This window comes from Sphingobium aquiterrae (assembly GCF_037154135.1).
Classification (GTDB): Bacteria; Pseudomonadota; Alphaproteobacteria; order Sphingomonadales; family Sphingomonadaceae; genus Sphingobium; species Sphingobium aquiterrae.
The window spans coordinates 165,650-191,179 of the sequence record NZ_JBANFL010000005.1 but is presented as its reverse complement, the minus strand read 5'-3'; the positions used below and the strand labels follow the sequence as shown (position 1 = coordinate 191,179).

At 65.2% G+C, this 25,530-nt stretch carries 28 protein-coding genes and 1 tRNA gene; 20 read left to right on the top strand and 9 right to left on the bottom strand.

The window, feature by feature from the left end:
* Positions 1-124 precede the first annotated feature (124 nt).
* From WFP78_RS07405 to WFP78_RS07395, 3 genes are all read left to right on the top strand, one after another.
* The gene (locus tag WFP78_RS07405) at positions 125-1,396 is read left to right on the top strand and encodes a 3-methyl-2-oxobutanoate dehydrogenase (2-methylpropanoyl-transferring) subunit alpha (protein WP_336960272.1); all 1,272 of its coding nucleotides are present in this window, start codon (positions 125-127) and stop codon (positions 1,394-1,396) included.
* Between the two features lie 62 nt (positions 1,397-1,458).
* Entirely contained in the window at positions 1,459-2,463 is a 1,005-nt protein-coding gene (locus WFP78_RS07400; protein ID WP_336960343.1) for an alpha-ketoacid dehydrogenase subunit beta, read from the top strand.
* Positions 2,464-2,467: 4 nt separating this feature from the next.
* Positions 2,468-3,769: a dihydrolipoamide acetyltransferase family protein gene (locus tag WFP78_RS07395; RefSeq protein ID WP_336960270.1), complete on the top strand. Its 1,302-nt coding sequence runs from the start codon at positions 2,468-2,470 to the stop codon at positions 3,767-3,769.
* Between the two features lie 18 nt (positions 3,770-3,787).
* Here the strand turns inward: WFP78_RS07395 and WFP78_RS07390 are convergent, their stop codons facing one another.
* Both WFP78_RS07390 and WFP78_RS07385 read right to left on the bottom strand, forming a co-directional pair.
* The gene (locus WFP78_RS07390; protein ID WP_336960268.1) at positions 3,788-5,308 is read right to left on the bottom strand and encodes an FGGY family carbohydrate kinase; all 1,521 of its coding nucleotides are present in this window, start codon (positions 5,306-5,308) and stop codon (positions 3,788-3,790) included.
* Between the two features lie 86 nt (positions 5,309-5,394).
* Entirely contained in the window at positions 5,395-5,940 is a 546-nt protein-coding gene (locus WFP78_RS07385) for a hypothetical protein (RefSeq protein WP_336960266.1), read from the bottom strand.
* A 170-nt stretch (positions 5,941-6,110) separates the two neighbouring features.
* Between WFP78_RS07385 and WFP78_RS07380 the strand changes: the two genes are divergently transcribed.
* Together WFP78_RS07380 and WFP78_RS07375 are read left to right on the top strand one after the other, a co-directional pair.
* Positions 6,111-7,256: an AI-2E family transporter gene (locus WFP78_RS07380; RefSeq protein WP_336960264.1), complete on the top strand. Its 1,146-nt coding sequence runs from the start codon at positions 6,111-6,113 to the stop codon at positions 7,254-7,256.
* A 51-nt stretch (positions 7,257-7,307) separates the two neighbouring features.
* Positions 7,308-7,384: transfer RNA gene (locus WFP78_RS07375), tRNA-Asp, on the top strand.
* 285 nt (positions 7,385-7,669) lie between these two features.
* Here the strand turns inward: WFP78_RS07375 and WFP78_RS07370 are convergent.
* The 4 genes from WFP78_RS07370 to WFP78_RS07355 all read right to left on the bottom strand — a co-directional run bounded on the left by WFP78_RS07370 (position 7,670) and on the right by WFP78_RS07355 (position 9,220).
* Positions 7,670-7,891 carry a DUF2842 domain-containing protein gene (locus tag WFP78_RS07370; protein ID WP_336960262.1) on the bottom strand — a complete coding sequence of 74 codons (222 nt, stop codon included), beginning with the start codon at positions 7,889-7,891 and terminating at the stop codon, positions 7,670-7,672.
* Entirely contained in the window at positions 7,888-8,505 is a 618-nt protein-coding gene (locus WFP78_RS07365; protein WP_419722930.1) for a 5-formyltetrahydrofolate cyclo-ligase, read from the bottom strand. The genes WFP78_RS07370 and WFP78_RS07365 overlap by 4 nt, the downstream gene beginning before the upstream one ends.
* Positions 8,506-8,730: 225 nt before the next feature.
* Positions 8,731-9,066, bottom strand: a complete 336-nt coding sequence (locus WFP78_RS07360) for a cell division protein ZapA (RefSeq protein ID WP_336960258.1) — start codon at positions 9,064-9,066, stop codon at positions 8,731-8,733.
* Positions 9,059-9,220, bottom strand: coding sequence for a hypothetical protein (locus WFP78_RS07355; RefSeq protein WP_336960256.1), 162 nt, complete (start codon positions 9,218-9,220; stop codon positions 9,059-9,061). Before WFP78_RS07355 ends, WFP78_RS07360 begins: the two co-directional genes overlap by 8 nt.
* Positions 9,221-9,488: 268 nt before the next feature.
* Between WFP78_RS07355 and tkt the strand changes: the two genes are divergently transcribed.
* From tkt to WFP78_RS07340, 3 genes are all read left to right on the top strand, one after another.
* On the top strand, positions 9,489-11,453 hold the full coding sequence (gene tkt, locus WFP78_RS07350) for a transketolase (RefSeq protein ID WP_336960254.1): 1,965 nt from the start codon (positions 9,489-9,491) through the stop codon (positions 11,451-11,453).
* Positions 11,454-11,476: 23 nt separating this feature from the next.
* Entirely contained in the window at positions 11,477-12,484 is a 1,008-nt protein-coding gene (gene gap, locus WFP78_RS07345; RefSeq protein ID WP_336960252.1) for a type I glyceraldehyde-3-phosphate dehydrogenase, read from the top strand.
* A gap of 112 nt (positions 12,485-12,596) precedes the next feature.
* Positions 12,597-13,799 carry a phosphoglycerate kinase gene (locus WFP78_RS07340; RefSeq protein ID WP_336960250.1) on the top strand — a complete coding sequence of 401 codons (1,203 nt, stop codon included), beginning with the start codon at positions 12,597-12,599 and terminating at the stop codon, positions 13,797-13,799.
* A gap of 116 nt (positions 13,800-13,915) precedes the next feature.
* Here WFP78_RS07340 and WFP78_RS07335 read toward each other — a convergent pair whose 3' ends face one another.
* Complete coding sequence (locus tag WFP78_RS07335) at positions 13,916-14,821, bottom strand: AraC family transcriptional regulator (RefSeq protein WP_336960248.1); 906 nt, start codon at positions 14,819-14,821, stop codon at positions 13,916-13,918.
* Between the two features lie 216 nt (positions 14,822-15,037).
* On the opposite strand from WFP78_RS07335, the gene WFP78_RS07330 reads away from it, so the two are divergent.
* Positions 15,038-15,952, top strand: a complete 915-nt coding sequence (locus tag WFP78_RS07330; RefSeq protein ID WP_336960246.1) for a class I fructose-bisphosphate aldolase — start codon at positions 15,038-15,040, stop codon at positions 15,950-15,952.
* A gap of 38 nt (positions 15,953-15,990) precedes the next feature.
* Entirely contained in the window at positions 15,991-16,299 is a 309-nt protein-coding gene (locus tag WFP78_RS07325; protein WP_336960244.1) for a DUF2834 domain-containing protein, read from the top strand.
* Here the strand turns inward: WFP78_RS07325 and WFP78_RS07320 are convergent.
* Positions 16,296-17,450, bottom strand: coding sequence for a DmpA family aminopeptidase (locus WFP78_RS07320; RefSeq protein ID WP_419722939.1), 1,155 nt, complete (start codon positions 17,448-17,450; stop codon positions 16,296-16,298). The two genes, WFP78_RS07325 and WFP78_RS07320, sit on opposite strands and share 4 nt — an antisense overlap.
* A gap of 165 nt (positions 17,451-17,615) precedes the next feature.
* On the opposite strand from WFP78_RS07320, the gene thiE reads away from it, so the two are divergent.
* A complete protein-coding gene (thiE, locus tag WFP78_RS07315) occupies positions 17,616-18,314 on the top strand; it encodes a thiamine phosphate synthase (protein WP_336960240.1) in 699 nt (232 codons plus the stop codon).
* Between the two features lie 48 nt (positions 18,315-18,362).
* Here thiE and bdcA read toward each other — a convergent pair whose 3' ends face one another.
* Positions 18,363-19,076, bottom strand: a complete 714-nt coding sequence (gene bdcA / locus WFP78_RS07310; RefSeq protein ID WP_336960238.1) for an SDR family oxidoreductase — start codon at positions 19,074-19,076, stop codon at positions 18,363-18,365.
* A 70-nt stretch (positions 19,077-19,146) separates the two neighbouring features.
* Here bdcA and WFP78_RS07305 point away from each other — a divergent pair, with 70 nt between their 5' ends.
* The 9 genes from WFP78_RS07305 to WFP78_RS07265 all read left to right on the top strand — a co-directional run bounded on the left by WFP78_RS07305 (position 19,147) and on the right by WFP78_RS07265 (position 25,529).
* A complete protein-coding gene (locus tag WFP78_RS07305) occupies positions 19,147-19,746 on the top strand; it encodes a TetR/AcrR family transcriptional regulator (RefSeq protein ID WP_336960236.1) in 600 nt (199 codons plus the stop codon).
* An 85-nt stretch (positions 19,747-19,831) separates the two neighbouring features.
* Positions 19,832-20,395, top strand: coding sequence for an elongation factor P (gene efp / locus WFP78_RS07300; protein WP_336960234.1), 564 nt, complete (start codon positions 19,832-19,834; stop codon positions 20,393-20,395).
* Between the two features lie 154 nt (positions 20,396-20,549).
* The gene (locus WFP78_RS07295) at positions 20,550-21,362 is read left to right on the top strand and encodes an inositol monophosphatase family protein (protein ID WP_336960342.1); all 813 of its coding nucleotides are present in this window, start codon (positions 20,550-20,552) and stop codon (positions 21,360-21,362) included.
* A gap of 327 nt (positions 21,363-21,689) precedes the next feature.
* On the top strand, positions 21,690-22,064 hold the full coding sequence (gene ndhC, locus WFP78_RS07290) for an NADH-quinone oxidoreductase subunit A (protein ID WP_336960233.1): 375 nt from the start codon (positions 21,690-21,692) through the stop codon (positions 22,062-22,064).
* Positions 22,055-22,609, top strand: coding sequence for a NuoB/complex I 20 kDa subunit family protein (locus WFP78_RS07285; protein ID WP_336960231.1), 555 nt, complete (start codon positions 22,055-22,057; stop codon positions 22,607-22,609). The genes ndhC and WFP78_RS07285 overlap by 10 nt, the downstream gene beginning before the upstream one ends.
* Before the next feature lies 1 nt (position 22,610).
* Positions 22,611-23,480 carry an NADH-quinone oxidoreductase subunit C gene (locus WFP78_RS07280; RefSeq protein ID WP_336960229.1) on the top strand — a complete coding sequence of 290 codons (870 nt, stop codon included), beginning with the start codon at positions 22,611-22,613 and terminating at the stop codon, positions 23,478-23,480.
* Positions 23,480-24,715 (top strand): NADH-quinone oxidoreductase subunit D, encoded by a 1,236-nt coding sequence (locus WFP78_RS07275; RefSeq protein WP_336960228.1) that lies wholly within the window; start codon positions 23,480-23,482, stop codon positions 24,713-24,715. The genes WFP78_RS07280 and WFP78_RS07275 overlap by 1 nt, the downstream gene beginning before the upstream one ends.
* Positions 24,715-25,383 carry a complex I 24 kDa subunit family protein gene (locus WFP78_RS07270; RefSeq protein ID WP_336960227.1) on the top strand — a complete coding sequence of 223 codons (669 nt, stop codon included), beginning with the start codon at positions 24,715-24,717 and terminating at the stop codon, positions 25,381-25,383. The genes WFP78_RS07275 and WFP78_RS07270 overlap by 1 nt, the downstream gene beginning before the upstream one ends.
* Entirely contained in the window at positions 25,380-25,529 is a 150-nt protein-coding gene (locus tag WFP78_RS07265; RefSeq protein WP_336960226.1) for a hypothetical protein, read from the top strand. The genes WFP78_RS07270 and WFP78_RS07265 overlap by 4 nt, the downstream gene beginning before the upstream one ends.
* Position 25,530 lies beyond the last annotated feature (1 nt).

Sequence of the window (25,530 nt, the reverse complement as noted above, 5' to 3'; positions counted from 1 at the left end):
CGCTGTTGCGGGCATGTCGAACGGCACAATAGGACAGTAAGGCTTGCCTTTTTCCGACTCGGTAATATAATGCCCCGCAAGAGTAATATTATTGCGATGCAGCAACGGCTGCACGGGAGCAGGAATGATGGAAGCCAAGGACGGCCGGAACCTTCCGCCGCTCAGTCTGCATGTGCCGGAACCGCGCTTTCGGCCGGGCGACACAGCGGATTTCACCGATTTCGATATCCCCGCCGCCGACGCCGCGCCCCGGCCGGATGAAGCCGCCGCGCCTGCCGATATCCGTCCGCTCGCTTATGGCCTGATCCGCGTTCTGGATGATTCGGGCGAGGCGGTTGGCGCCTGGAACCCGAAACTGCCGCCTGAGACCGTGCTCAGGATGCTGCGCGCCATGGCGCTGACCCGCGCCTTCGACGAGCGCATGTTCCGCGCGCAGCGGCAGGGCAAGACCAGCTTCTACATGAAGTCCACCGGCGAGGAGGCCGTCGCTGTCGCCGCCGCGCTGGCGCTGGACCGTGACGACATGTGCTTCCCCAGCTATCGCCAGCAGGGCATCCTGATCGCGCGGGACTGGGACATTGTCGATATGATGAACCAGATCTATTCGAACGGCGCCGACCGGCTGAAGGGCCGGCAGCTGCCGATCATGTATTCGGTGAAGGAGGCGAGCTTCTTCTCCATCTCCGGCAACCTCACCACGCAATGGCCGCAGGCGGTGGGCTGGGCGATGGCCAGCGCCTCGCGCGGGGACACGCGCATCGCCGCGACATGGTGCGGCGAGGGATCGACGGCGGAGGGGGATTTCCATTCGGCCTGCACCTTCGCCAGCGTCTATCGCGCGCCCGTCATCATGAATATCGTGAATAACCAATGGGCTATCAGCAGCTTTTCAGGCTTTGCGGGAGGCGAGAACACCACCTTCGCAGCGCGCGCCGTGGGCTATGGCATCGCCGGGCTGCGGGTGGACGGCAATGATCCGCTCGCCGTCTATGCCGCGACCCGCTGGGCCGCCGACCGGGCGCGCAGCAATGCCGGCCCGACCCTGATCGAGCATTTCACCTATCGCGTCGAAGGGCACAGCACGTCCGACGACCCCAGCCAATATCGCTCCGCCGGGGAAGCCAGCGCCTGGCCGCTGGGCGACCCGATCAAGCGGCTGAAGGATCATTGCATCCGCATCGGCATCTGGGACGAGGAACGCCATGCCGCCATGGACCTGGAACTGGCGAGCCTGGTGAAGGAGGCCGCGCGCACGGCGGAGAAGAACGGCATCCTCGGCCACGGCCTGAACCAGCCGTTCGACACCATGTTCGAAGGGGTGTTCGAGGAGATGCCCTGGCACCTGAAGGAACAATGCGAACAGATGCTGCGCGAGCAGAAGGCGGCCGGGCTATGAGCGGCATCGAGGCAGACATGGCGGTCGCGCCGGCAGACCTCGCCACCGGCGAGGCGCGGCAGATGAACATGATCCAGGCGATCAACAGCGCGCTGGACGTCATGATGGATTGCGACCCGACCGTCATCGTCATGGGCGAGGATGTCGGCTATTTCGGCGGCGTCTTTCGCGCGACGGCGGGGCTGCAAACGAAATATGGCAAGAATCGCGTGTTCGACACGCCGATCACCGAATGCGGCATCATCGGCGTGGCGGTGGGCATGGGCGCCTACGGCCTGCGCCCGGTGCCCGAAATCCAGTTCGCCGACTATATCTATCCCGCGCTCGACCAGTTGGTGAGCGAGGCGGCGCGGCTGCGCTACCGCTCGGCCGGCGAATTCATCTCGCCGATGACGGTGCGCTCGCCCTTTGGCGGCGGCATCTTCGGCGGGCAGACGCACAGCCAGAGCCCGGAAGGCATCTTCACCCATGTCTCGGGCGTCAAGACGGTGATCCCGTCCACGCCCTATGACGCCAAGGGCCTGCTGATCGCCGCGATCGAGGATAATGATCCGACGATCTTCTTCGAGCCCAAGCGCATCTATAACGGCCCCTTCGACGGCCATTATGATCGCCCGTCGAAGAACTGGGCCGGCCATCCCGATGCGCAGGTACCCGACGGCTATTACCGCATCCCGCTGGGCAAGGCGCGCACCGTGCGGGCCGGGGAGGCGCTGACCATATTGTGCTACGGTACGATGGTGCATGTGGTCGCCGATACCGTTGCCGAAAGCGGCGTGGACGCGGAGATCATCGACCTGCGCACGCTCGTTCCGCTGGATATCGAGGCGATCGAGGCGTCCGTGCGCAAGACCGGCCGCTGCCTGATCGTGCATGAGGCGACGCGCACCAGCGGCTTCGGCGCGGAACTCTCCGCGCTGGTGCAGGAGCGCTGCTTCTACCATCTCGAAGCGCCCATCGAGCGCGTGACCGGCTTCGACACGCCCTATCCGCATAGCCTGGAATGGGCCTATTTCCCCGGACCCGTCCGCATCCGCGAAGCCATTGCCAAGATCATGAAGGACTGACCCCATGGCGCTGTTCACTTTTCGCCTGCCGGACATCGGCGAGGGCATTGCCGAAGCGGAAATCGTCGGTTGGCATGTAAAGGTCGGCGACCGGGTCGAGGAAGACCAGGAAATCGCCGACATGATGACCGACAAGGCCACCGTGGCGATGGAATCGCCAGTGGCCGGCACCGTGGTCGAACTGGCCGGCGAACCGGGCCATCAGGTCGCCATCGGTTCCATGCTGGTGGTGATCGAGACGGAAGGGGAGGCGGTTGCGGAAGCGCCTGCGCCGTCGGAAGAAGCCATCGCAGCGGAAACGCCCGGCGAGGTGACGGTCGACGCGCCTGCCTCTCCCGAGCCGCTCGGTGCTCCTGCGCAGGCAGGAACCCAGGGCCAGATTGCGCAACATAACCCTGGGCTCCTGCCTGCGCAGGAGCACGACACAGCGGGGGATGAAGCCCAAGCCCCCATCCTCGCATCCCCCGCCGTTCGCGCCCGTGCGAAGGACCTCGGCATCGACCTTGCGCAGGTGAAATCCGTCGGCGACCATATCCGCCATGCCGATCTCGATGCGTTCCTACTCTACGGGCAGGGGCAGGGCTATCGCCCGGCCGGGCGATCCGCCGCCCGCCCAGACGAAGCCGTGAAGGTCATCGGCATGCGCCGTCGCATCGCGGAGAATATGGCGGCGTCCAAGCGCCACATCCCGCACTTCACCTATGTCGAGGAAATCGACGTCACCGCGCTGGAGGCGATGCGCGCCGATCTCAACGCCAGTCGCGGGGACAAGCCCAAGCTCACCATGCTGCCCCTGCTGATCGTGGCGATGTGCAAGGCGATCCCGGACTTCCCGATGATCAACGCCCGCTATGATGACGAGGCGGGCATCGTCACCCGCCATGGCGCCGTGCATCTGGGCATGGCGACCCAGACAGACGCCGGCCTGATGGTCCCCGTCATCCGTGACGCGCAGGACCGCAATGTCTGGCAGCTCGCGGCCGAAATCACCCGCCTTGCCGAGGCCGCCCGCAGCGGCAAGGCGAGGAGCGAGGAACTCTCCGGCTCGACGCTTACCGTCACCTCGCTCGGTCCGCTGGGCGGCATCGCGACGACCCCGGTCATCAACCGGCCGGAAGTCGCGATCATTGGCCCCAACCGCGTGATCGAACGCCCCGTCTTCCGTGGCAGGGAGGTGGTTGCCGCCAAGTTGATGAACCTCTCGATCAGCTGCGACCATCGGGTGGTCGATGGCTGGGACGCGGCAAGCTTCGTCCAGGCCGTGCGCCGCCTGCTGGAAACGCCGGTGCTGCTGTTCGCTGATTAACGGGGAGGCGGGACGGCTCTATGCTTCGCCCGCCTGCCACAGCGCGGCGTCCAGCGCCCGTCGCCACGCCACCAGCCGCCTGTCACGCACGGCGGCGTCCATCGCCGGCGTGAAGCGCTGCACCGGCCCGGTCATCGCCGCCGCCGCGCCGGGCAGGTCGGCGAACAGGCCCGCGCCCACTGCGGCCAGCATCGCCGCGCCCTTGGCCGTCGTCTCGATGAAATCCGGCCGCATGATCGGGATGTCCAGCATGTCCGCCAGATCCTGCGCCATCCAGTCGTTCGCCGCCATGCCGCCGTCGATGGCGAGGCTCTGCCATGGCGCGCCGTCGGCGGCGAAGGCTGTCTGCAGGTCGTGGGTCTGGTGCGCCATCGCTTCCAGCGCCGCGCGCACGATATGGCCGCGCCCGGCGCCGAAGCTGAGGCCCGTGATCTGCCCGCGCACATCCGGCCGCCAATAGGGCGCGCCAAGGCCGGTCATCGCCGGCACCATCACCACGCCGCCATTGTCGGGCACGCCGGCGGCCAGCGCCGCGCTTTCCTGCGCCGTCGCGATCAGCCCCAGTGCGTCGCGCAGCCACTGGATCAGGCTGCCCGCCACGAAGATCGCGCCTTCCAGCGCATAATGGCGGATGCCACCCTGCTGGCACAGCACCGTCGAGAGCAGCCGGTGCCGGCTTTGCGCGCGCTGCGTGCCGGTGACGGACAGGATGAAGGCGCCCGTGCCATAGGTGCCCTTGCACTGCCCCGGCGACAGGCATCCTTGCCCGATGGTCGCCGCCTGCTGATCCCCCGCCAGCCCGCAGATCGGCAGGGCCAGGCCGAAAAGCGCCGGATCGGTCTTGCCGAACGCGCCGACCGTGTCGGTGATCTCCGGCAATATCCCGCCGTCGATGCCGAAGAGGGCGAGCAGGTCGTCATCCCAGCGGCCAAGGTCGATATCCATCAGGCTGGTGCGCGCGGCATTGCTGGCGTCGCTGATATGCAGCCCGCCGGTCAGCCGATGAACGAGATAGCTTTCCACCGTCCCCACGGCCAGCCGGCGCCCGGCCTGTGCCAGTTGCGGCCAGTGATCCAGCGCCCAGCGGATCTTGCCGGCGGAAAAATAGGGATCGAGCAGCAGTCCGGTGCGCGCCTGGATCAGCGGTTCATGGCCCGCATCGCGCAACGTCGCGCAAAGCTCCGCGGTGCGCCGGTCCTGCCACACGATGGCGCGGGAGAGCGGCGCGCCGCTGTTCCGATCCCAGAAGACCACCGTCTCGCGCTGGTTGGCGATGCCCAGCGCGACCAGGCGGCGAGGGTCGGGCAGGGCCGTTACCGCCTGCCGGATGCAGGCCAGGGTCTTGTCCCAGATTTCGGCTGCATCATGTTCGACATGGCTCGATTGCGGATAATATTGGGTGATGTCCGCCTGGGCGAGGGCAAGGCACCGGCCGTCCGGCGCGAAGATCAGCGCGCGGGTCGATGTGGTGCCCGCATCGATGACCAGGATCAGATCGTCGTTCGCGCCGGGGGCTGCATCCCCGTCCCTTGCCGTCATGCCATCGCTCTCCGCTTGTCGCGGTGGAGCTTAGGGCGCGCCTGGCCGATCGGGAAGGGGGCCTGACGCTCCCTTGAAAGCAAGGATCAGCGGACGACGCCGCGCCACGCGATCCGGCCGCTGTCGCCCGGCGCCACGGGCGCATGCACGCCCCAGCGGACATGGGTGATGTCTTCGCTGGTCGCCCGACGGGTGCCGCCAAGCGGGGTCGGGATCGTGAAATCGTCCAGCCGCCCCCAATGCGCCCCGCCATCCACGGATACCTGCATGTCCGCAGGCGCGGCGGAAAACTGCATCATGTCCAGCCGCACGCGGGCGGGCACGGGGTTGGTGACATAGAAACCGCGCACCGGGGCATCGCCGCGATTGCGATAATTGACCACGAAGACCACCCGGTCCCCCGGCGCCAGCCGGTTGGCGGCGGCCAGCACGCGGCGGGCGCGTCCGTTGAGGTCGGTGCTGACCCGTTCCACATAAGCGCGCGAATCGAGGGCGACGGTGGCAGGCAGGGGGGCACGGGCCATGGTCGCGCCGGCCGGCGATCCTGCCGCCGCCAGCATTGCCAATACCGCCACCATCTTTGCCGCTATCGTCTTTGCCACCACCGTCCTTGCCTTTGACCGCGCGATCATGTCGTCCTCGATGAAATGCCGTTCCGGTGTCCGGCTTAGGCGGCATCGGCCGAAAATTTGGTTAACGTCCTAGCCACCATATTTTCCGGCGCAATTGATTTCCCAAGGGGGCGGGCGCAAGGCAATGTTCAAATCGGCGCCATAAAAGCGGCGCCGTAACGGTGGGCAAGGTGGCAGAAGACAACAGGCAGGAAATCGACCGGCGGCGGGATCGTCTGCTGGCATCGCTCGCGCTGACGGGCGGGCTGGGGCTGTTGATTGCGCTGCCGTTCGCGCTGCGGGAGGGGGCCGAATTCTTCATGCCGCTGACGGCGGCGCTCGTCATCGCCATCGCGCTGGTGCCCTTTCTGGAATGGATGGAGCGGCGCGGCGTGCCTTCGGCGGTGGCCGCGGCGATTGCCGTCATCCTGTTCCTGCTGGTCGCCAATACCGCGCTGGTGCTGATCGTCGTCCCGGCGACGGACTGGTTCCGCATCCTGCCCGAGCGTATTCCCCATATTCAGGCGAATCTGGCGCCGCTCATCGATTTCTATTCCAACCTGCAGCGCTTCGTGGACGAGACGGTGCAGATGCTGGCGAGCGGCCCGGTGGCGGCGGCGCAGACGGCGGCGGTGGAAGCGCCCCGGTCGCTGCTGCAATTCGCCGCGACATCGGCGCCCTCGGTCATCATCCAGATGTTCTTCGCGCTGCTCGCCATCTATTTCTTCCTCGCCGGCTGGACGAAGCTGCGCAAGCGGACCATCAGCAGCCGAGGCAGCTTCGACGGCGCATTGGCGGTGGCGCGGGTGATCCAGAATGTGGTCGATGCGACATCGGCCTATGTGCTGACCATCGCCACCATCAACATCAGCCTTGGCCTGTCGGTGGCGCTGGCCTTCTATCTGATCGGCATGCCGTCGCCGCTGATGTGGGGCGGTATCGTGGCGCTGCTCAACTTCATTCCATATTTCGGGCCGATCCTGGCCGCCGTGCTGATGGCGCTGGGCGGATTGATGGTGTTTGATGACGTCTGGGTCGCGCTGTTGCCCGCCGCCGTGCAGGTGGGTTTCCATCTGGTGGAGGCGAATGCGATCACGCCGACCATCCTCGGCCGGCGGCTGACGATGAATCCGCTGCTGATTCTCGTCTCGCTTTCCTTCTGGGGATGGGTGTGGGGCACGATCGGCGCGCTGCTGGCGGTGCCGCTGCTCATCATCATCCAGACCGTGGTGGAAGCGGCGGGCAAGCCGGATATCGCCGGATTCCTGTTCGAAGCGGGCACGCTGACCATGCGTCCCCCGGCCCCTCGCGAAGATATTGATGAAAGGTCTGTTTAGGGGTGTTGACAGGGTGGGTGCCAGCTTCTAGTTGGGCGCTCCACACCGAACGCGGGTGTAGCTCAGTTGGTTAGAGTGCCGGCCTGTCACGCCGGAGGTCGCGGGTTCGAGCCCCGTCACTCGCGCCATTTCCTACCGGGAAATGGCATGATTTAAGCGTTCGGTGGATGGCTGGGGGATGCCGGAATGATATTCCGGAAAATCGGCCCTACAGCACAATTCGACAGTTTGAATATGGATCGGCGACCTCGCTTTCGGGGTTGGCCTTTACCAGGATTTGGCGGTTTTTCGCGATTGCACGAATCGCTCCTCGCTCCTCCTCAAGCGCTTCGGCCATGTTTCGGCAGACGCGGGGGGCAGGGCAATTTTGTGGTATCCGGATAGGCGGCCTCGGCGCCGCGCCATCGATCGCCTCAATAACGGCGCCAGTGGCCCGTCTCCATCCACGACAGCAGCGGCTTGAGCGGCAATATCCAGACGATGCCGGTCACGATATAGAAGGCCAGCTGGATCAGCCCATGCAGGCGGCCGACAAATGGCGCGCAACTGGCGACGATGACCGCCCAGACCGCGATCAGCGTCAGGATCATGAACATGCCGGCGGGTTTGCGCCAGCTTGGCTGGGGATCGTTCATGCGGCGGCCGGTCCATTGTCGTCGGAAGGAAGCGCGACATCGTCCGACGGCGCGATGAAGGCGATTTCCGTCAGCACCGCGTCCAGCGGCAGGTCCCACGGATCGGCGGGCAGATACTCATGTTCCTGCACCGACCAGGCAAGGCCGACACGCAACGCATCGGGATGGCGGGCGAAGGCGCGGTCATAATAGCCGCCGCCCTGGCCCAGCCGGTTCATCGCCCGGTCGAAACCGACCAGCGGCGTGATGATCGCATCGGGGATGACGGGGCCGCCGCCCGGCTCCGGGTGGCTGGTGCCGAAGGGGCCGGGGAACAGCTGGTCGTCGGGCTGCCAGCGCTGGAAATCCATGCTGCCCAGCCGGTCGATCACGCGCGGCAGGCACAATATCTTTCCCGCCGCCGTCAGGGCCGCGGCAAGGCGCAGCGCGGGCGCTTCCTCATCCTTGGGCACATACAGCGCAATCCGGTCGCGCCCGTCCAGCAGCCGGGCAAGCGGGGAGGGGATCACCTTGAACGCCAGCCGATGCGCCAGCGGGTCCAGGCTGGCGACGAAATTGCGCCGCCTCTGTTTCGCGATGGTGCGCAGCGTCTGTTTGTCGTCGCTCAAGGGCATGTCGCTCCGTCAGATGCACTGGCCTGCCCGTATCGGGGCAGGAAGAGAAGCGGGGTGGCGGGACCGCCTCGGCCGTTTGCTGGAAGATCCTCTGACGCCTCAACGTCAGGTGGGGACCATGTAAGTCGGGCCAGGGCCCGGTCAGGGACAGCCCCCTTGGATTTTGATATCGCCTCAGGGATGTTCGCAAAAGCTCGTACCAGGCAGTGCCCGCCGCCCTATGATTTAGGGTGTCGCAGGGGCGGGGGCAAGCCTTTGTGCCAAGGATTCGAGCCGCTCGGCCAGCGACTCGATCGCGCGGGCGGCCGGATCGTCGCTTTCGGGCAGGTCCAGCGCGCCCTGACGCCCCGCCGCTTCGCGCTTCAGGTCGTTCAGTTCATCGGCCAGGAACAGCGCGGCGAACAGCAATTGCCGCACTTCGGTAAGGCCCGGGGTCGCCTGACGGGCGAGCGCGGCCTTCGCATCGACGATGCTGGCGAGATGCTCCAGATGCGCCTCGCTGCCGTCGCGGCTATGCACGGCATATTGGCGCCCGGCGATGGTCAGGGTCACTTCAGCCACGGCGACTGCCCGCTTTCAGTTCCACGATCAGGGAATCCAGCTTTTCCAGCGCATCGCGCGCGGCCAGCGTGGAGGCGGGCAGCGGCGGCGCCGAATCGGCGACACGCTCCAGCCGCGCGATCGCGCGTTCCAATCGACCAATCGCCTGTATCATCCGTTCGCTTGGCATGACGGCAGCGCATAGCAGGAAGCGCGGATGTTGCAAAAGTGCTCTTGCAGGCCGGTGCGAAGCTCAAGGGGCAACCGGAGCGCTGCCGGATCGGGTCCGATATGGCGGGCACGCCGGTCGGGGGTGAACCATGGCAGGGGGGCGCGTGCGGTTGACGCCTTGGGCTTCACGCGCCAAGGGGGGTGCCGAACCCTTCCGAATCGTCGCCATGTCCGTGCGACAGGGCCAGTCAACAGGGAAGACGAACCGGCGCATGACCGCCTCTGAAACGCAGCTCGCCAACGCCATCAGGGCGCTTTCCATGGACGCGGTGCAGGCCGCAAACAGCGGGCATCCCGGCATGCCGATGGGCATGGCCGACGTCGCCACCGTGCTGTTCAGCGATTACCTGAAATATGATCCGGCCGATCCCAAATGGGCGGATCGCGACCGTTTCGTCCTGTCCGCCGGCCATGGCTCGATGCTGATCTACAGCCTGCTGAACCTGACCGGCTATGCCCGCCCGACGATGGACGACATCCGCAATTTCCGTCAGCTGCACAGCCCTTGCGCCGGCCACCCGGAGAATTTCGAGCTGGCAGGCGTCGAGGCGACCACGGGGCCGCTGGGTCAGGGCCTGGCGATGGCGGTCGGCATGGCGATTGCCGAGCGGCACCTGAACGCGACCTTCGGCGACGATCTGGTCGACCATAAGACCTGGGTGATCGCCGGCGACGGCTGCCTGATGGAAGGCATCAACCACGAGGCCATCGGCCTTGCCGGCCATATGAAGCTCGGTCGCCTCAACGTGCTGTGGGACGATAACCGCATCACCATCGACGGCGCGGTCAGCCTGTCCTCCAGCGAGGACATCAGGGCGCGCTATGTCGCGACCGGCTGGCATGTCGTGTCGTGCGACGGCCATGATCCCGCCGATGTGCGCCGCGCGATCGACGAAGCCCTTGCCGATCCGCGCCCGTCGCTGATCGCCTGCGCCACCAAGATCGGCTTCGGTTCGCCCAACAAGGCAGGCACCTCCGGGGTCCACGGTTCGCCGCTGGGTAAGGATGAAGTCGCCGCCGCCCGCGAATTCCTGGGCTGGACCGCCGAACCCTTCGTCATCCCTGACGACATCGCCGCGACCTGGAAGGCCATCGGCCTGAAGGCCGCTGCGCCCCATGCCGCCTGGAAGGCGCGCCTTGCCGCCCATGCCGACAAGGCCGAGTTCGAGCGCCGCATGGCCGGCGACCTGCCCGAGGGCTTCTCGCTGGACGCCTATATCGACACGCTGATCGCCGCGCCGCAGAAGGTCGCGACCCGCAGGGCGAGCGAGCTGGCGCTGGGCGCAATCAACGATCTGCTGCCCGAAACGCTGGGCGGTTCGGCCGACCTGACCGGATCGAACAACACCAAGACCAAGAGCACCGGCCCGCTGACGGCGGAGGATTATGCCGGCCGCTATGTCTATTACGGTATCCGCGAATTCGGCATGGCCGCCGCGATGAACGGCATGGCGCTGCATGGCGGCGTCATCCCCTATGGCGGCACCTTCCTGGTCTTTTCCGATTATTGCCGCTCGGCCATTCGCCTGTCCGCGCTGCAGAAGGCGCGTGTCGTCTATGTGATGACGCATGACAGCATCGGCTTGGGCGAGGATGGCCCGACCCATCAGCCGATCGAGCATGTCATGAGCCTGCGCATGGTGCCCGATGTGGACGTCTACCGCCCAGCCGACATTGTCGAGACGGCGGAATGCTGGGAACTGGCGCTCAAGGATGCGAACGGCCCCGCCGTGCTCGCGCTGACCCGCCAGAACCTGCCGCAGCTGCGCACGCAGAAGAGCGAGAACCTGTCCGCCAGGGGTGCCTATCGCCTGAAGGCCGCGGGCGTCGCGCGCAAGGTCGTGCTGCTCGCCACCGGATCGGAAGTGGAGATCGCGGTCGCTGTCGCTGACGCTCTGGAAGCGCAGGGCATCGGCGCCGATGTCGTCTCCATGCCCTGCTGGTCGCTGTTCGACGCGCAGGATGCCGCCTATAAAGCGGACCTGTTGCCGCAGGATGCGCTGATCGCCTCGATCGAGGCGGGCGTGACCTTCGGCTGGGAACGCTATACCGGTCTTGACGGCCTGCGTTTCGGCATCGATCGCTTCGGCGCCTCGGCCCCGATCGAGGCCCTGTACGACTATTTCGGCCTGACCGCCGACAAGATCACCCCGCGCATCGTCGCGGCCCTCTCGTAACCCAGTCCAAGGAGGCTAGTGCAGTGGCAGTAAAGGTAGCAATCAACGGTTTTGGACGTATCGGTCGCCTGGTTGCGCGCGCTATCCTGGAGCGCACCGACCATGATCTGGAGCTGGTGAGCATCAACGACCTTGGCGACGCCAAGTCGAATGCGCTGCTCTTCAAGCGCGACAGCGTCCATGGCAAGTTCCCCGGCGAAGTCAGCGTCGACGGCGACTTCCTGGTGGTGGATGGCAAGCGCATCGCCGTGACCGCCGAGCGTGATCCGGCCAAGCTGCCGCACGCCGCTCAGGGCGTCGACATCGCGCTGGAATGCACCGGCATCTTCGCAAGCAAGGAAAAGGCGAGCGCGCACCTGACCGCCGGCGCCAAGCGCGTCGTCATCTCCGCCCCCGGCACCAATGTCGACAAGACCATCGTGTTCGGCGTCAATCACGACACGCTGACCGCCGACGACATCGTCATCTCCAACGCCAGCTGCACCACCAACTGCCTGGCGCCGCTCGCGAAGGTTCTGCACGACGCCATCGGCATCGAGCGTGGCTTCATGACCACGATCCACAGCTACACCAACGACCAGAACACGCTGGACCAGATCCACAAGGACATGCGCCGCGCCCGCGCCGCTGCCCTGTCGATGATCCCCACGACTACCGGCGCCGCCCGCGCCGTGGGTGAGGTTCTGCCCGCGCTCAAGGGCAAGCTGGACGGTTCGTCGGTCCGCGTGCCGACCCCGAACGTCTCGGTTGTCGATCTCAAATTCATCCCCAGCCGCGAAACCACGGTCGAGGAAGTCAATGGCCTGCTGAAGGCGGCCGCCGAAGGCCCGATGAAGGGCGTGCTCGCCTATACCGACGAGCCGCTCGTCTCGATCGACTTCAACGGCGATCCGGCCAGCTCGACCATCGACAGCCTGGAAACCGCGGTCATCGAAGGCAAGCTGGTGCGCGTGCTCAGCTGGTACGACAATGAATGGGGCTTCTCGAACCGCATGATCGACACGACCGGCATCGTGGCGGGTCTGCTCTAAACATCATCGATATCGTTCGCCCCGAGCGTGTCACGGGTCTGCCCCTCCGGAAGGACGGGCAGGGCCGGGGCAGGTTCGGGGCGAACCACTTTTCCGGGTAAGGGAGATCATCATGGCCAAGCCGTTCAAGACGCTCGACGACATGGGTGACATCACCGGCAAGACCGTTCTGGTCCGCGAAGACCTGAACGTGCCGATGCAGGATGGGTCGATCTCCGACGACACGCGCCTGCGCGCGGCGATGCCGACGGTGCTGGAACTGGCCGATCGCGGTGCCAAGGTGCTGGTGCTCGCCCATTTCGGTCGGCCCAAGGGCCAGAAGAACCCCTCCATGTCGCTCAGCCAGGTGACGCGCGGCTTTTCCGCCGTGCTGGGCCGCGACGTGCAGTTCATCCCCGATTGCCAGGGACAGGCGGCGGTCGATGGCATTGCGGTGATGCGCAATGGCGATATCGCGATCCTGGAGAACACCCGTTTCCATGCTGGCGAGGAAAAGAACGATCCCGCGCTGGTCGCCGCCATGGCGGCGCTGGGCGACCTTTATGTGAACGATGCTTTTTCGGCCGCGCACCGCGCGCACGCCTCGACCGAAGGTCTCGCCCATGCGCTGCCCGCTTTTGCCGGCCGCTCGATGGAAGCGGAGCTGGACGCGCTGACCGCCGCGCTGGGCGCGCCGGTGAAGCCGGTCGCGGCCGTCGTCGGCGGCGCCAAGGTGTCGAGCAAGCTCGACGTGCTCACCAACCTCATCAGGAAGGTCGATCACCTGATCATCGGTGGCGGCATGGCCAACACCTTCCTTGCCGCGCGCGGCGTGGATGTCGGCAAGTCGCTGTGCGAGCATGACCTTGCCGAGACCGCCGACAGGATCATGGATGCGGCCGACGATGCCGGCTGCGTCATTCATCTGCCCTATGACGTGGTTGTGGCGAAAGAATTTGCCGCCAATCCGCCGTCCGTCCGCACCTGCAACATCAATGAGGTGGCCGAGGACGAGATGATCCTGGACGTCGGCCCCGCCGCCGTCGAGGCGCTGGGCGATGTGCTCAAGAATTGCAGGACGCTGGTGTGGAACGGCCCGCTGGGCGCGTTCGAGATCGCGCCGTTCGATACGGCGACGGTGGCGCTGGCCAAGACCGCCGCGGCGCTGACCCGCGAGGGTTCGCTGGTGTCGGTGGCCGGCGGCGGCGATACCGTCGCGGCGCTCAACCATGCCGGCGTGGCGGGCGATTTCAGCTTCGTCTCGACCGCGGGCGGCGCTTTCCTGGAATGGATGGAAGGCAAAGATCTGCCCGGCGTCACGGCGCTGATCGGCTGAGGCCATGCCCTGCCGGGGATTGCCCCGGCGGTATGGGCTGCAACGAGAACCGGCGATGCAGGCGGGGCGGCGACATGGGTCGTGCGCTCCGCTTTCGTGTCAGCCGGGTTTTCGCTTCACCCAGGTTTTCCGGCATATCCCGGCGTCACGACCGGCGCGCCGCCACGGCTCGAACCGGTCGCTTCGGCTTTCCGCATGTCGCGCAGCATCAGGCCGGCATCGAGCAACGGCGTGTTGCTTTGGGCGAACATCCTGGGGGACATGCCGATGAAACGGCGGAATTCCCGCGTCAGATGGGACTGGTCGAAATAGCGCAGCCCGGCCAGAACCTCGTCGCTGGGCTGGCCAAGGCCGCGCATCGCCGCCGCCATGTCCAGAAAGCGGCTGCGGCGCATGATCGCCTTTGGGGTGTGGCCGAAATTCGCCAATGTTCGCCGTTCCAGCTGGCGTTCGGAAAGGCCGACCTGCCGGGCCGCCTCCTGCACCATCATCGTGCTGTCGCAGCGCGCGATCCGTTCGAAGGCACGCATGGGATGATCGACCTTCATGCCGCCCATGGCATTGATCCGCGATTCGATCAGCGCCTCGCACGCGGCGATCACGTCCACATCGTCCTGCAACTGGACGACGTCGGCCAGCGCGACCCCCAGGGCATCGCCCCAGGCCGAGGCGACCGGGATCAGGCGTTCGACAAAGCAACTGGCCGGCGCGTCGAACAGGCTGCGCCAGCCACAGGGGCGCAGCGCGATGCCGATGACCCGGAAGGGCCCGCGGACCCGGACGCGAAACGGCCGGCAATTGGCGCCGAACAGCAGCGCGCCGCTCCTGCTTTCCCACTGGCCCGGCGCGGCTTCCGCCGCCCAATCGCCCGAGGCGATGATACGGATGAACGCCGTTTCGGAAAGCAGGCTGTCGATGAGCGTCGCGTTTTCGGGAAGGGCGGCGGAGAAGACATAATGTCGCGCCACAATATCCCGAAGGCTTGCCGAAGGCGAATAGTTGCGAGACGTGAGAATAGCCATTCTCCCCCCAGAGCGAGAAGATTAGCGCCGTTTTTCGCGATTTCGCAAGCGCCAACACCGCTCTGTCCTTTTTGCACCTAACTGATGGCTGTTGCGTTGCAGCACAGGCAGCGAATCGCTATCACGCCAGCGCAAACATCGCGGGAGCGGCGGCCGGGCGGGCCCATGCCGCAATTGCGATACAGAGCCATTCACGTGCAGAAGAAGGAAGCCTCAATGTCCATCACTCCGACCGTAAAAGCCATTCTCGACAATTATGAGAGCGACAATCCGGGCGTGAAGGGCAAGCTTGCCTCGATGCTGATGCACGGCCGCCTGGGCGGCACCGGCAAGATGATCATCCTGCCGGTCGACCAGGGGTTCGAGCACGGCCCGGCGCGCAGCTTTGCGCCCAACCCGTCGGCCTATGACCCGCATTATCATTTCCAGATGGCGATCGACGCGGGCCTTAGCGCCTATGCCGCGCCGCTGGGCATGCTGGAGGCGGGCGCCGCCACCTTCGCCGGCCAGATTCCCACGATCCTGAAGGTGAACAGCTCCAACAGCTGGGCGACCACCGCCAATCAGGCGCTGACCGGCAGTGTCGAGGATGCGCTGCGCCTGGGCTGCGCCGCCATCGGTTTCACCATCTATCCCGGTTCGGACGATTGTTTCGAGCTGATGGAGGAGATCAGGGAGATGTCGGCGGAGGCCAAGTCCGTCGGCGTGGCGACCGTCATCTGGTCCTATCCGCGCGGTGGCAAGCTGCCCAAGTCGGGCGAGCTGGCCGTCGATGTCGGCGCCTATGCGGCCCATATGGCCGCGCTGCTGGGTGCGCACATCATCAAGGTGAAGCTGCCCTCCGACCATGTCGAGCAGGACGATGCCAAGAAGAGCTATGAGAGCATCGACACCTCGACTCAGGCAAAGCGGGTCGAGCATGTCGTGAAGTCCTGCTTCAGCGGCCGTCGCATCGTGGTGTTCTCGGGCGGCGCGGCCAAGGGCACGGACGCGGTGTTCCAGGACGCGCGCGACATTCGCGATGGCGGTGGCAACGGCTCGATCATCGGCCGCAACACCTTCCAGCGCAGCCGCGAAGACGCGCTGGCGATGCTCGACAAGCTCGTCGCCATCTACAAGGGCGAGGAATAATCCGCCTCACAAAGGCAAACGGCGCGGCCGGCATCTATATGGTGCTGGCCGTTGTCGGCGCGCTTGTGCCGCTGGCCGCTTTCCTTCCATGGCTGTCGACATATGGCGTCGATGTGCCGCGCTTTCTGGCGGACCTGTTCGCCAATCCGGTGAGCAGATTCTTCGGCTGGGATGTCATTCTCTCGGCCATTGTGTTGACCGTTTTCATCCTGGTTCAGGGCCGGCGCGACAGTGTGCGGCCATTATGGCTGCCGGTCACGGCAACCTTTCTGATCGGTGTTTCCTGCGGCCTGCCGCTGTTCCTGGCGATGCGTGAAATCGCGCGGGGCAGAAGGTCGGTAGTTTAGCGTTTGCCGTTGCTGGACGCGGTAAGCATCGGCAGCACCTTGTCGAGCGGCAGCGCCTCTATCGTGCCCCTGTCGCCCGTCACGGTTTCCGCCTTGAACAGCGCGTTCAACACCGCTTCCTCTGTCGCTTCGATCGTCGCCTGGAAGATGGGGGAGATCTTGTCGTTGGGCAGGTCCATGATCGGCTGGGGCGCAGCGCGGCGCTCGGGCGTGCGCCGCACCGCTGCACTGGTGGAAAAGGCGATCGCATAGTCGCCCGATCCGTTTGAGAAGCTGGAGCCCGTCCGCGCGATCCCCGCAAAGGCGCGTTCGGCCACCCGCCGCAAATTGCGGTCCGACAGCGGCGCATCGGTGGCGATGACGATGACCACGGAGCCGTCGGCCTTCTTCTCCTCCACCTCCTTGCGATAATCATAGCGGCCCAGCCGGACGCCCACCGGTACGCCCGCGATGGTCAGCACGCCGCCGAAATTCGCCTGCACCAGCACGCCGACGGTCCAGCCGCCAAGCGCGGCGGGCAGGGCGCGGGAGGCGGTGCCGATGCCGGCCTTGAAACCGAAGGCGACCGTGCCCGTGCCGGCGCCGACCGCGCCCTCCGCCACTGGCCCGCCCGTCGCGCCCTCTATGGCGCGGCGGGCGTCGGCGATGGTCACATGGCGTCCGCGGATGTCGTTCAGATAACCGTCATTGGTCTCGCCGACGATAGCGTTGACGGACCGGACCTCCTCATTGCCGGGCTGGGACAAGGTCCATTCCACCGCGGCGGCGCCCGCTTCGGCGACGTTCAATGTGTTGGTGAGCAGGATGGGCGTTTCTATTTCGCCCAGCTCGACAAGCTGGGTCGATCCCATGAACTTGCCGAACGCATTATAGGCGACGAAGCCCGCCGGCACTTTCTCCTGGAACAGGTTGCCGCCATGGGGCAGCACGGCCGTGACGCCGGTGTTCACCGCCTTGCTGCGGGGCAATGTCACCTGGCCGACGCGCACGCCGGCAACATCGGTAATGGCATTGAGCGGGCCGGGCTTCAGGATGCCGACGACCACGCCGGCTTCGCGCGCACGCGGGCCGGGGCGGGCATCGGCAGGGGTGGCGAAGGCCAGCGCGGCCGCCAGCAGCAATACGCCCGCCCGCACCGCCGCCCGGACCATCGCCAATGGCGTGCCGGTCCCGATCGTCCCGATCCCGATCATTGCTGTGCGTCCCATCCCGTTACTCCCTGACCCTTGCAAGATATGCCGTCATCGCTTCAACGTGTCGCGATGCCATAGCCTCACCCTCTGGCGCATGTCCGCTGCCCGGTATAAGGCACCGGCATGACCGACTTTACCGACGACGAACTGTCACTCGACCCCCAATTCGCCGCGCGTTTCGAGCAGGGATTCCGCCCGGCCTGCAAGCTCTATGTGATTTCGCCGCCCCTGATCGACGGCGGCTTTGCCGATCGGCTGGCCGCCGCGCTGGATGCGAGCGACAAGATCGCCGCCTTCCAGCTTCGGCTCAAGGGCATGGACGATCACGCCATTGCGAGCGCCGCCGAACCGTTGCAGCGCCTGTGCGCCGACCGCGACGTGGCCTTCATCATCAATGACAGCATCGCGCTGGCGCAGCAGCTGGGCGCCGATGGCGTGCATCTGGGGCAGGAGGATGGCGATCCGCGCGAGGCGCGCAAAATCCTGGGCCCGTCCGCGCAGATCGGCGTGACCTGCCATGACAGCCGTCATCTGGCGATGGAGGCCGGGGAAGCGGGGGCCGATTATGTGGCCTTCGGTGCCTTCTATCCCACGACGACCAAGGACACGCATCACCGCCCGGACCCGTCGATCCTCAGCTGGTGGACGACGCTGTTCGAAATTCCCTGTGTCGCGATCGGTGGGATCACGGCGGACAATGCCGCGCCGCTCATCCGGGCGGGGGCGGATTTCATCGCGGTGAGCGGCGCGATCTGGAACCATGCCGACGGTCCCGCCGCGGGCGTGCGGCTGTTCGGGCCGGTACTCGCTCGCGACGGGTGACGCTTATGGGCAGGGTGTCGATATGGGAGGGCAGGGCTGCCTTGCCCGTCAGGCGCCAAAGCCCCCGTCGATGCTGTGCGTGGCGCCGGTGATGATGCCTGCTTCCGGTCCGGCGAGATAAGCCACCATCCCGGCGATTTCCTCGCCGGTCGCGTGGCGCTTGATTGCCATGAAGCTGTGCATGAATTCGCTCATCGGCCCGCTTGCCGGGTTCATGTCCGTGTCGGTCGGTCCGGGCTGGACGACGTTGACGGTGATGCCGCGTTCGCCGAAGTCGCGGGCCAGCCCGCGTGCCATGCCCTGCATCGCCGATTTGGTGAGCGCATAGGCTGCGCCGCCGGCAAAGGGCATGCGGTCGCCATTTGTTGATCCGATGATGATGATGCGGCCACCTTCGGGCATGCGCCGGGCCGCTTCGACCGCTGCATGATAGGGCGCGCGGACATTCACGTCGATCATCCGGTCCACTGCGTCGGGATCGAGTGTCAAGGGATCGCCCAGGACCAGCGTGCCGGCATTCACCACCAATATGTCGAGCGGACCCTGGTCGGCGACGATGTCGATCACGGCCTGACGGTCGGCTGCGTCGGATTGGACGGCATGGGCGCCGGATTCCGAAGCGAGTGCCGTCGCGGCATCATGTGAACCTGCGAAGGTGAAGGTGACTGCGCCGCCATCGCGCGCCAGCCGGCGGACAACTGCTGCGCCAATGCCCCGGCTACCGCCGAGGACGAGGGCCTTTTTTCCCGAAAAGTCTGACATGGTCTGTTCCTTGATAATTATGTAATGATCGCTATATAAATTGGGGCAGGGAAGGTTCAAGGGTTTTATAGTGAATACTAAGAAAATTGCGAAAGGGCGCGGACGGCCGCGCGGCTTCGATGTGGATGCGGCGCTGGACAAGGCGCAGGCGCTGTTTCACGCACATGGCTATGACGGTGTCGGTGTGGCGGCCATCGTAGAGGCATTGGGGATCAATCCGCCCAGCTTCTATGCGGCCTTTGGGAGCAAGGCCGATTTGTTCGACCGAGTTCTGGGCCGCTATGCGCCAGAGGCGCTTCCGGTCGAAAGGCTGCTGGTGCCCGGTGCCCGGCCGGCGGCGGCGCTGCGCGAACTGCTTCACGAAGCGGCCCGCATCTATACCGCGGACGATGGCGCAAGAGGCTGCCTGGTGCTGGAGCATGCGCGCGGCGGCGCTGCCGAAGCTGCGGTTCGGGCGCGCCGCTGGAAGGAGGCGAACGCCGCGCGGCTGCATGATTTCCTGATGCCGGCCTGTCCCGGGCAGGCTGCCGCGGTTGCCGATTATGTGATCACGGTCCTTTCCGGCATGTCCGTCAATGCGCGGGACGGCATGTCTGCCGATCAGCTCATGGTTGTTGCCGATATGGCGGGCCTGGCGATCGCGGTCGCGCTGGAGGGGGTGGCAGCATGATCGCCGCCCCCCTTGCCCTTCGCCGCCCGGCGCTGTAGAGGGCCACCGGCTCTTTTCATCATCGTCAAAACAGGCAGGCCTTCCCATGAAGATCAGCGGCGTGGACATTCGTCCCGGCAATAACATCGAATATGAAGGCGGCCTGTGGCGCGCCGTCAAGATTCAGCACACCCAGCCCGGCAAGGGCGGCGCCTATATGCAGGTGGAGCTGAAGAACCTGATCGACGGCCGCAAGAACAATGTGCGCTTCCGTTCGGCCGAGACCGTCGAGCGCATCCGCCTCGACACCAAGGATTTCCAGTATCTCTATCCCGAAGGCGACATGCTCGTCTTCATGGACAAGGAAACCTACGACCAGATCAACCTGCCGCAGGACCTGATCGGCGATGCCGCCGCCTTCCTTCAGGATGGCATGGATGTCGTGCTGGAAATGTATGAAGATCGCCCGATCAGCGTGCAGCTGCCCGAACAGGTCGAAGCGACCGTGGTCGAAGCCGACGCCGTGGTGAAGGGGCAGACCGCCTCCGCCTCCTACAAGCCCGCGATCCTCGACAATGGCGTGCGCGTGATGGTGCCGCCGCACATCACGACAGGCACGCGCATCATCGTCGATGTCTATGAACGCGAATATGTGAAGCGGGCGGACTAAGGTCCACCGCGCATATCCCTCCCGCCCGGCGGGAGGGGGCAGGGGGTGGGCCAGATGTCGCATGGCACGGCCTCACCCCAGGCATTGCAGGCGATTGTTGGCGCAATCGCGCCCACCCCCGACCCCTCCGCGAAGGAGGGGGGAGATAATGAATATGGTCAGCCACTCAGGTCTTCTCACCGTCATGGAACGCGCCGCGCGCAAGGCCGCGCCGCGCCTGCGTCGCGATTTCGGCGAAGTCGAGCATCTGCAGGTGTCCCGCAAGGGGCCGGCGGATTTCGTTTCGATGGCCGACAAGCGCGCCGAGCAGACGGTGATCGAGGAACTGCGCAAGGCGCGGCCGGACTGGGGCATATTGGCGGAGGAAAGCGGCGAGACGCCCGGCGATCCCAGCAAGCCGCGCTGGATCATCGATCCGCTGGACGGCACGACCAACTTCCTCCACGGCATCCCGCACTTCGCCATCGTGATCGCGGTGGAAGAGCCGATGCCGAACGGCAAGCGCGAGGTGACGTCCGGCCTCATCTATCAGCCGATCACCGATGAAAGCTATTGGGCGGAAAAGAATCGGGGCGCCTGGCGTCACGACCAGCGGTTGCGCGTGTCCGCGCGCCGCGACTTGGCGGATGCGCTGATCGCGACCGGCATTCCGTTTTTCGGTCATGGCAATGTGGCGCAATGGACGCGCATTTTCGGGGCTGTCGCGCCTTCCGTGGCGGGCATCCGCCGTTTCGGGTCGGCGGCGCTCGATCTCGCCCATGTCGCGTCGGGCCGTTATGACGGCTTCTGGGAAAGCGGCCTTGCGCCCTGGGACGTGTCCGCCGGCATATTGCTGGTGCGCGAAGCAGGCGGTTTCGTGACGGATTTCCGTGGGGGCGATCAGCCGATCGAGCGCAAGGAAGTCCTTGCCGGCAATGACGCGATCCACAGCAAGCTGCACAAGCTGGTTGCCAACGCCCTGCGCTAACGCATTTTCCCGTCAGCTGGGATCGGCTGACGGCTCGGAAAATGTGGCACATCAAAAGCCTGACGCGGCTTGCGATCCGATGACACCGGATCGCAAGCCGCGTCAGGCTTTTATGTTGCATTGCAGCGCGTGTGGGGCAATTTGTCCTATTGAGAAAAGCTGATCGATCGGGCGCGGGGCAGCGTTTCCCGACCGATCGGGCTAGCGGGATGATATCCTGACTTTTTCGTCGTTAATTGCGATTCATTCTCAGGTTTTCGCCCCTTGCTTCGCGGGTGCAGCAGTCCTAAAGCCGCCGACAGACGCCATTTCCTTCAGGGGATTCCATTGGTCGATCTCGCCCAATATCTACCGATCCTGCTCTTTCTTGCAGTCGCGCTCGCCTTGTCCAGCGCCTTCGTATTCCTGCCGATGTTGGTCGGCCGGTTGACCGGAGCGCACAAGCCCGATCCAGCCAAGCTCAGCGAATATGAATGCGGCTTCCCCGCATTCGAGGAGCCGCGCAGCCAGTTCGACGTGCGCTTCTATCTGGTCGCCATTCTCTTTATCATTTTCGATCTTGAGGCGGCATTCCTGTTCCCATGGGCCGTCAGCCTGAACCAGATCGGCTGGGCCGGCTGGCTGACGATGATGATTTTCATAGCGGAACTGGTGCTCGGCCTCGTCTATGCATGGAAGAAGGGAGCGCTCGATTGGGAGTAGAGCTTGAACGGCCCGGCACGCTTGGTGCGCCGCCGGCGGGTACTGTCCCCGATGCCGCATTCTTCAATGCGCTGACCGATGAGGTCAACGACAAGGGTTTTCTCGTCACCTCGACCGAGGACCTGTTCACTTGGGCGCGCACCGGCTCGCTGTGGTGGATGACCTTTGGCCTTGCCTGCTGTGCGGTCGAGATGATCCATGTGAACATGCCGCGCTACGACATGGAGCGCTTCGGCGCCGCGCCGCGCGCATCCCCGCGCCAGTCGGACGTGATGATCGTTGCCGGCACGCTGTGCAACAAGATGGCCCCGGCGCTCCGCAAGGTCTACGACCAGATGTCGGAGCCCAAATATGTCATCTCCATGGGCAGCTGCGCCAATGGTGGCGGCTATTACCATTATAGCTACAGCGTCGTGCGCGGTTGCGACCGGATCGTGCCGGTGGACATCTATGTCCCTGGTTGCCCGCCGACCGCCGAAGCGCTGCTCTATGGCGTGATGCAGTTGCAGCGGAAGATCCGCCGTATCGGGACGATTGAGCGCTAAGATGGGTCATTCTGCTCCAAAGATCGCGACCATCGACGGGATTGCCGAGGAAATCGGCGGCATTCTGGGTTCGATGCTGATCGCCACCGTCGACCATGCCGACGAACTGAGCTTCACCGTTGTTCGCGAGGCGCTGGCCGAGGCCCTGACCTTGTTGCGCGACAAGGCGCAGTATCAGCAGCTCATGGAAATCGCCGGCGTCGATTATCCCGAGCGGCCCGAGCGCTTCGAGGTCTGCTATCATCTGCTCAGCGTGACGCGGAACCACCGCATCCGCGTGAAGGTGTCGACCGACGAGGACATGCCTGTCCCCACCGTGACGCACATCTGGCCGGTCGCCGGCTGGCTGGAGCGTGAGGTGTTCGACATGTACGGCGTGATCTTCGCCGGCAATACGGACCTGCGCCGCATCCTGACCGACTATGGGTTCAAGGGGCATCCGCAGCGCAAGGACTTCCCGCTGACGGGCTATGTCGAGCTACGCTATTCGGAAGAGGACAAGCGCGTCGTCTATGAGCCGGTGAAGCTGGCGCAGGATTTCCGCAGCTTCGACTTCATGAGCCCGTGGGAAGGCGCGCAATATGTGCTGCCTGGCGACGAGAAGGCGGCGGCGCCTGCTGCTGCCCCCGCCGCCGCGCCGCCGGCTCCACCGCCGCCTGCCGCCGCGCCCGCTGCTGCGCCGATGCCCAAGGTGACGGAAAAGCCCGCCGATAGCGGCGCTGGCGAACCTGCCAATGTGCAGGCAGCCAAGCCTTCGCCGGCGAAGAAGCCCGCCGCCGCCAAAAAGGCTGCCGCGCCCAAGGCGGAGGGCGATGCGCCCAAGCCGAAGCGCAAGCCCGCTGCCCCCAAGACGCCGAAGGGTGAAGCCTGATGGCCGATTATCTCGAGAAACTGGATCACCTGACCGACGCGGAAGACCCGACGCTGGGCGATACCGAGATCCAGAACTACACGATCAACTTCGGTCCGCAGCATCCCGCTGCGCATGGCGTGCTTCGCTTGGTGATGGAGCTGGACGGTGAGATCGTCGAGCGGTGCGACCCGCATGTCGGCCTGCTCCATCGCGGCACCGAGAAGCTGATCGAGTACAAGACCTATCTGCAGGCGCTGCCCTATTTCGACCGCCTCGACTATTGCTCGCCGCTGGGCATGGAGCACAGCTATGTGCTGGCGATCGAGAAGCTGCTCGATCTGGAAGTGCCGCTGCGCGCGCAATATCTGCGCGTGTTCTTCGCGGAGCTGACCCGCATCTGCAATCATATGCTGAACCTTGGTTCGCATGTGATGGACGTGGGCGCGATGACGCCCAACCTGTGGCTGTTCGAAATCCGCGAGGATTGCCTCAATTTCTTCGAGCGCGCGTCGGGCGCGCGCATGCACAGCGCCTATTTCCGTCCCGGCGGCGTGCATCAGGATGTGCCGCTCAAGCTGCTGACCGACATCGCCGACTGGCTCGACACGCGGCTGCCGCGCCTGTTCGAGGATGCGATTTCGCTGGTCGCGGATAACCGCATCTTCAAGCAGCGCAACGTCGATATCGCCGTGGTCAGCAAGGAAGACGCGCTGAAATGGGGCTTCTCCGGTCCGATGATCCGCGGTTCCGGCATCCCCTGGGATATCCGCAAGAGCCAGCCCTATGACGTCTATGACCGCATGGACTTCGATGTGCCCGTCGGCACGCAGTTCGACTGCTACGACCGGTTCATGGTGCGCGTGGAAGAGGTTCGCCAGTCCGCGCGGATCATGAAGCAGTGCCTCAATGAAATGCCCGAAGGGCCGATCGCCAGCTTCGACCGCAAGGTCTCCCCGCCCAAGCGCGGCGAGATGAAGCGCTCGATGGAGGCGCTCATCCACCACTTCAAGCTCTATACCGAGGGCTTCCACGTGCCGGCCGGCGAAGTCTATGTCGCGACGGAAAGCCCCAAGGGCGAATTCGGCGTCTATCTGGTCAGCGACGGCAGTAACAAGCCCTATCGCTGCAAGATCCGCCCGACCGCCTTCTCCCACCTTCAGGCGATGGACTTCCTGATGAAGGGCCACATGCTGGCCGACGTGACCGCCGTTCTGGGCGCGATGGACATCGTTTTCGGAGAATGTGACCGCTAATGGCTGACGCACCCCACATCCCAGACGAGGCCGAGACCCGCGCGCGCTGGGGCGATTTCGAATGGACGCCTGCGAACGTCATTCAGGCTGAAAAGATCATCGCCCGCTATCCGCCGGGCCGCCAGCAGTCCGCGGTGATGCCGCTGCTCGACCTTGCCCAGCGGCAGGTCGGCGTGGAAACGCAGACGCAGGGCTGGCTGCCGGTGCCGGTGATGGAATATATCGGCAGGCAGCTCGGCATGGCCTATATGCGCGTGTACGAGGTCGCGACCTTCTACACCATGTACAATCTCGCGCCGGTCGGCCGCTATCATGTGCAGGTCTGCGGCACGACGCCGTGCATGCTGCGCGGGTCGGACGACGTGATGGCCGCATGCAAGAACAAGGGGCTGGTGAAGGGGCATACGACCCCGGACGGCCTGTTCACGCTGACCGAGGTCGAATGTCTGGGCGCCTGCGCCAACGCGCCGATGGTCCAGATCAACGACGACAATTATGAAGACCTGACCTACGACAGCATGAGCGCCGTGCTGGAGGATCTGGCCGCCGGCAAGCAGCCGAAGATCGGCCCGCAGATCGCGCGCCAGACGAGCTGCCCGGAAGGCGGCCCGACGTCGCTGGTGGAAATGGCCAGTGAAAATCACGACTATCGGAGCCAGTGGGGATGAGCGCGATCGTCGCCATCATCATCGGCCTGATCGTGCTGTTGCTGGCCATCAAGATCATCGGTGCCGTGCTTGGCGTCGTGATCGGGCTGGCGCTGGCCGTGGGCGCATATTTCCTCGCTGAAAAGATTATCGGGAAGGGCCGCTAGG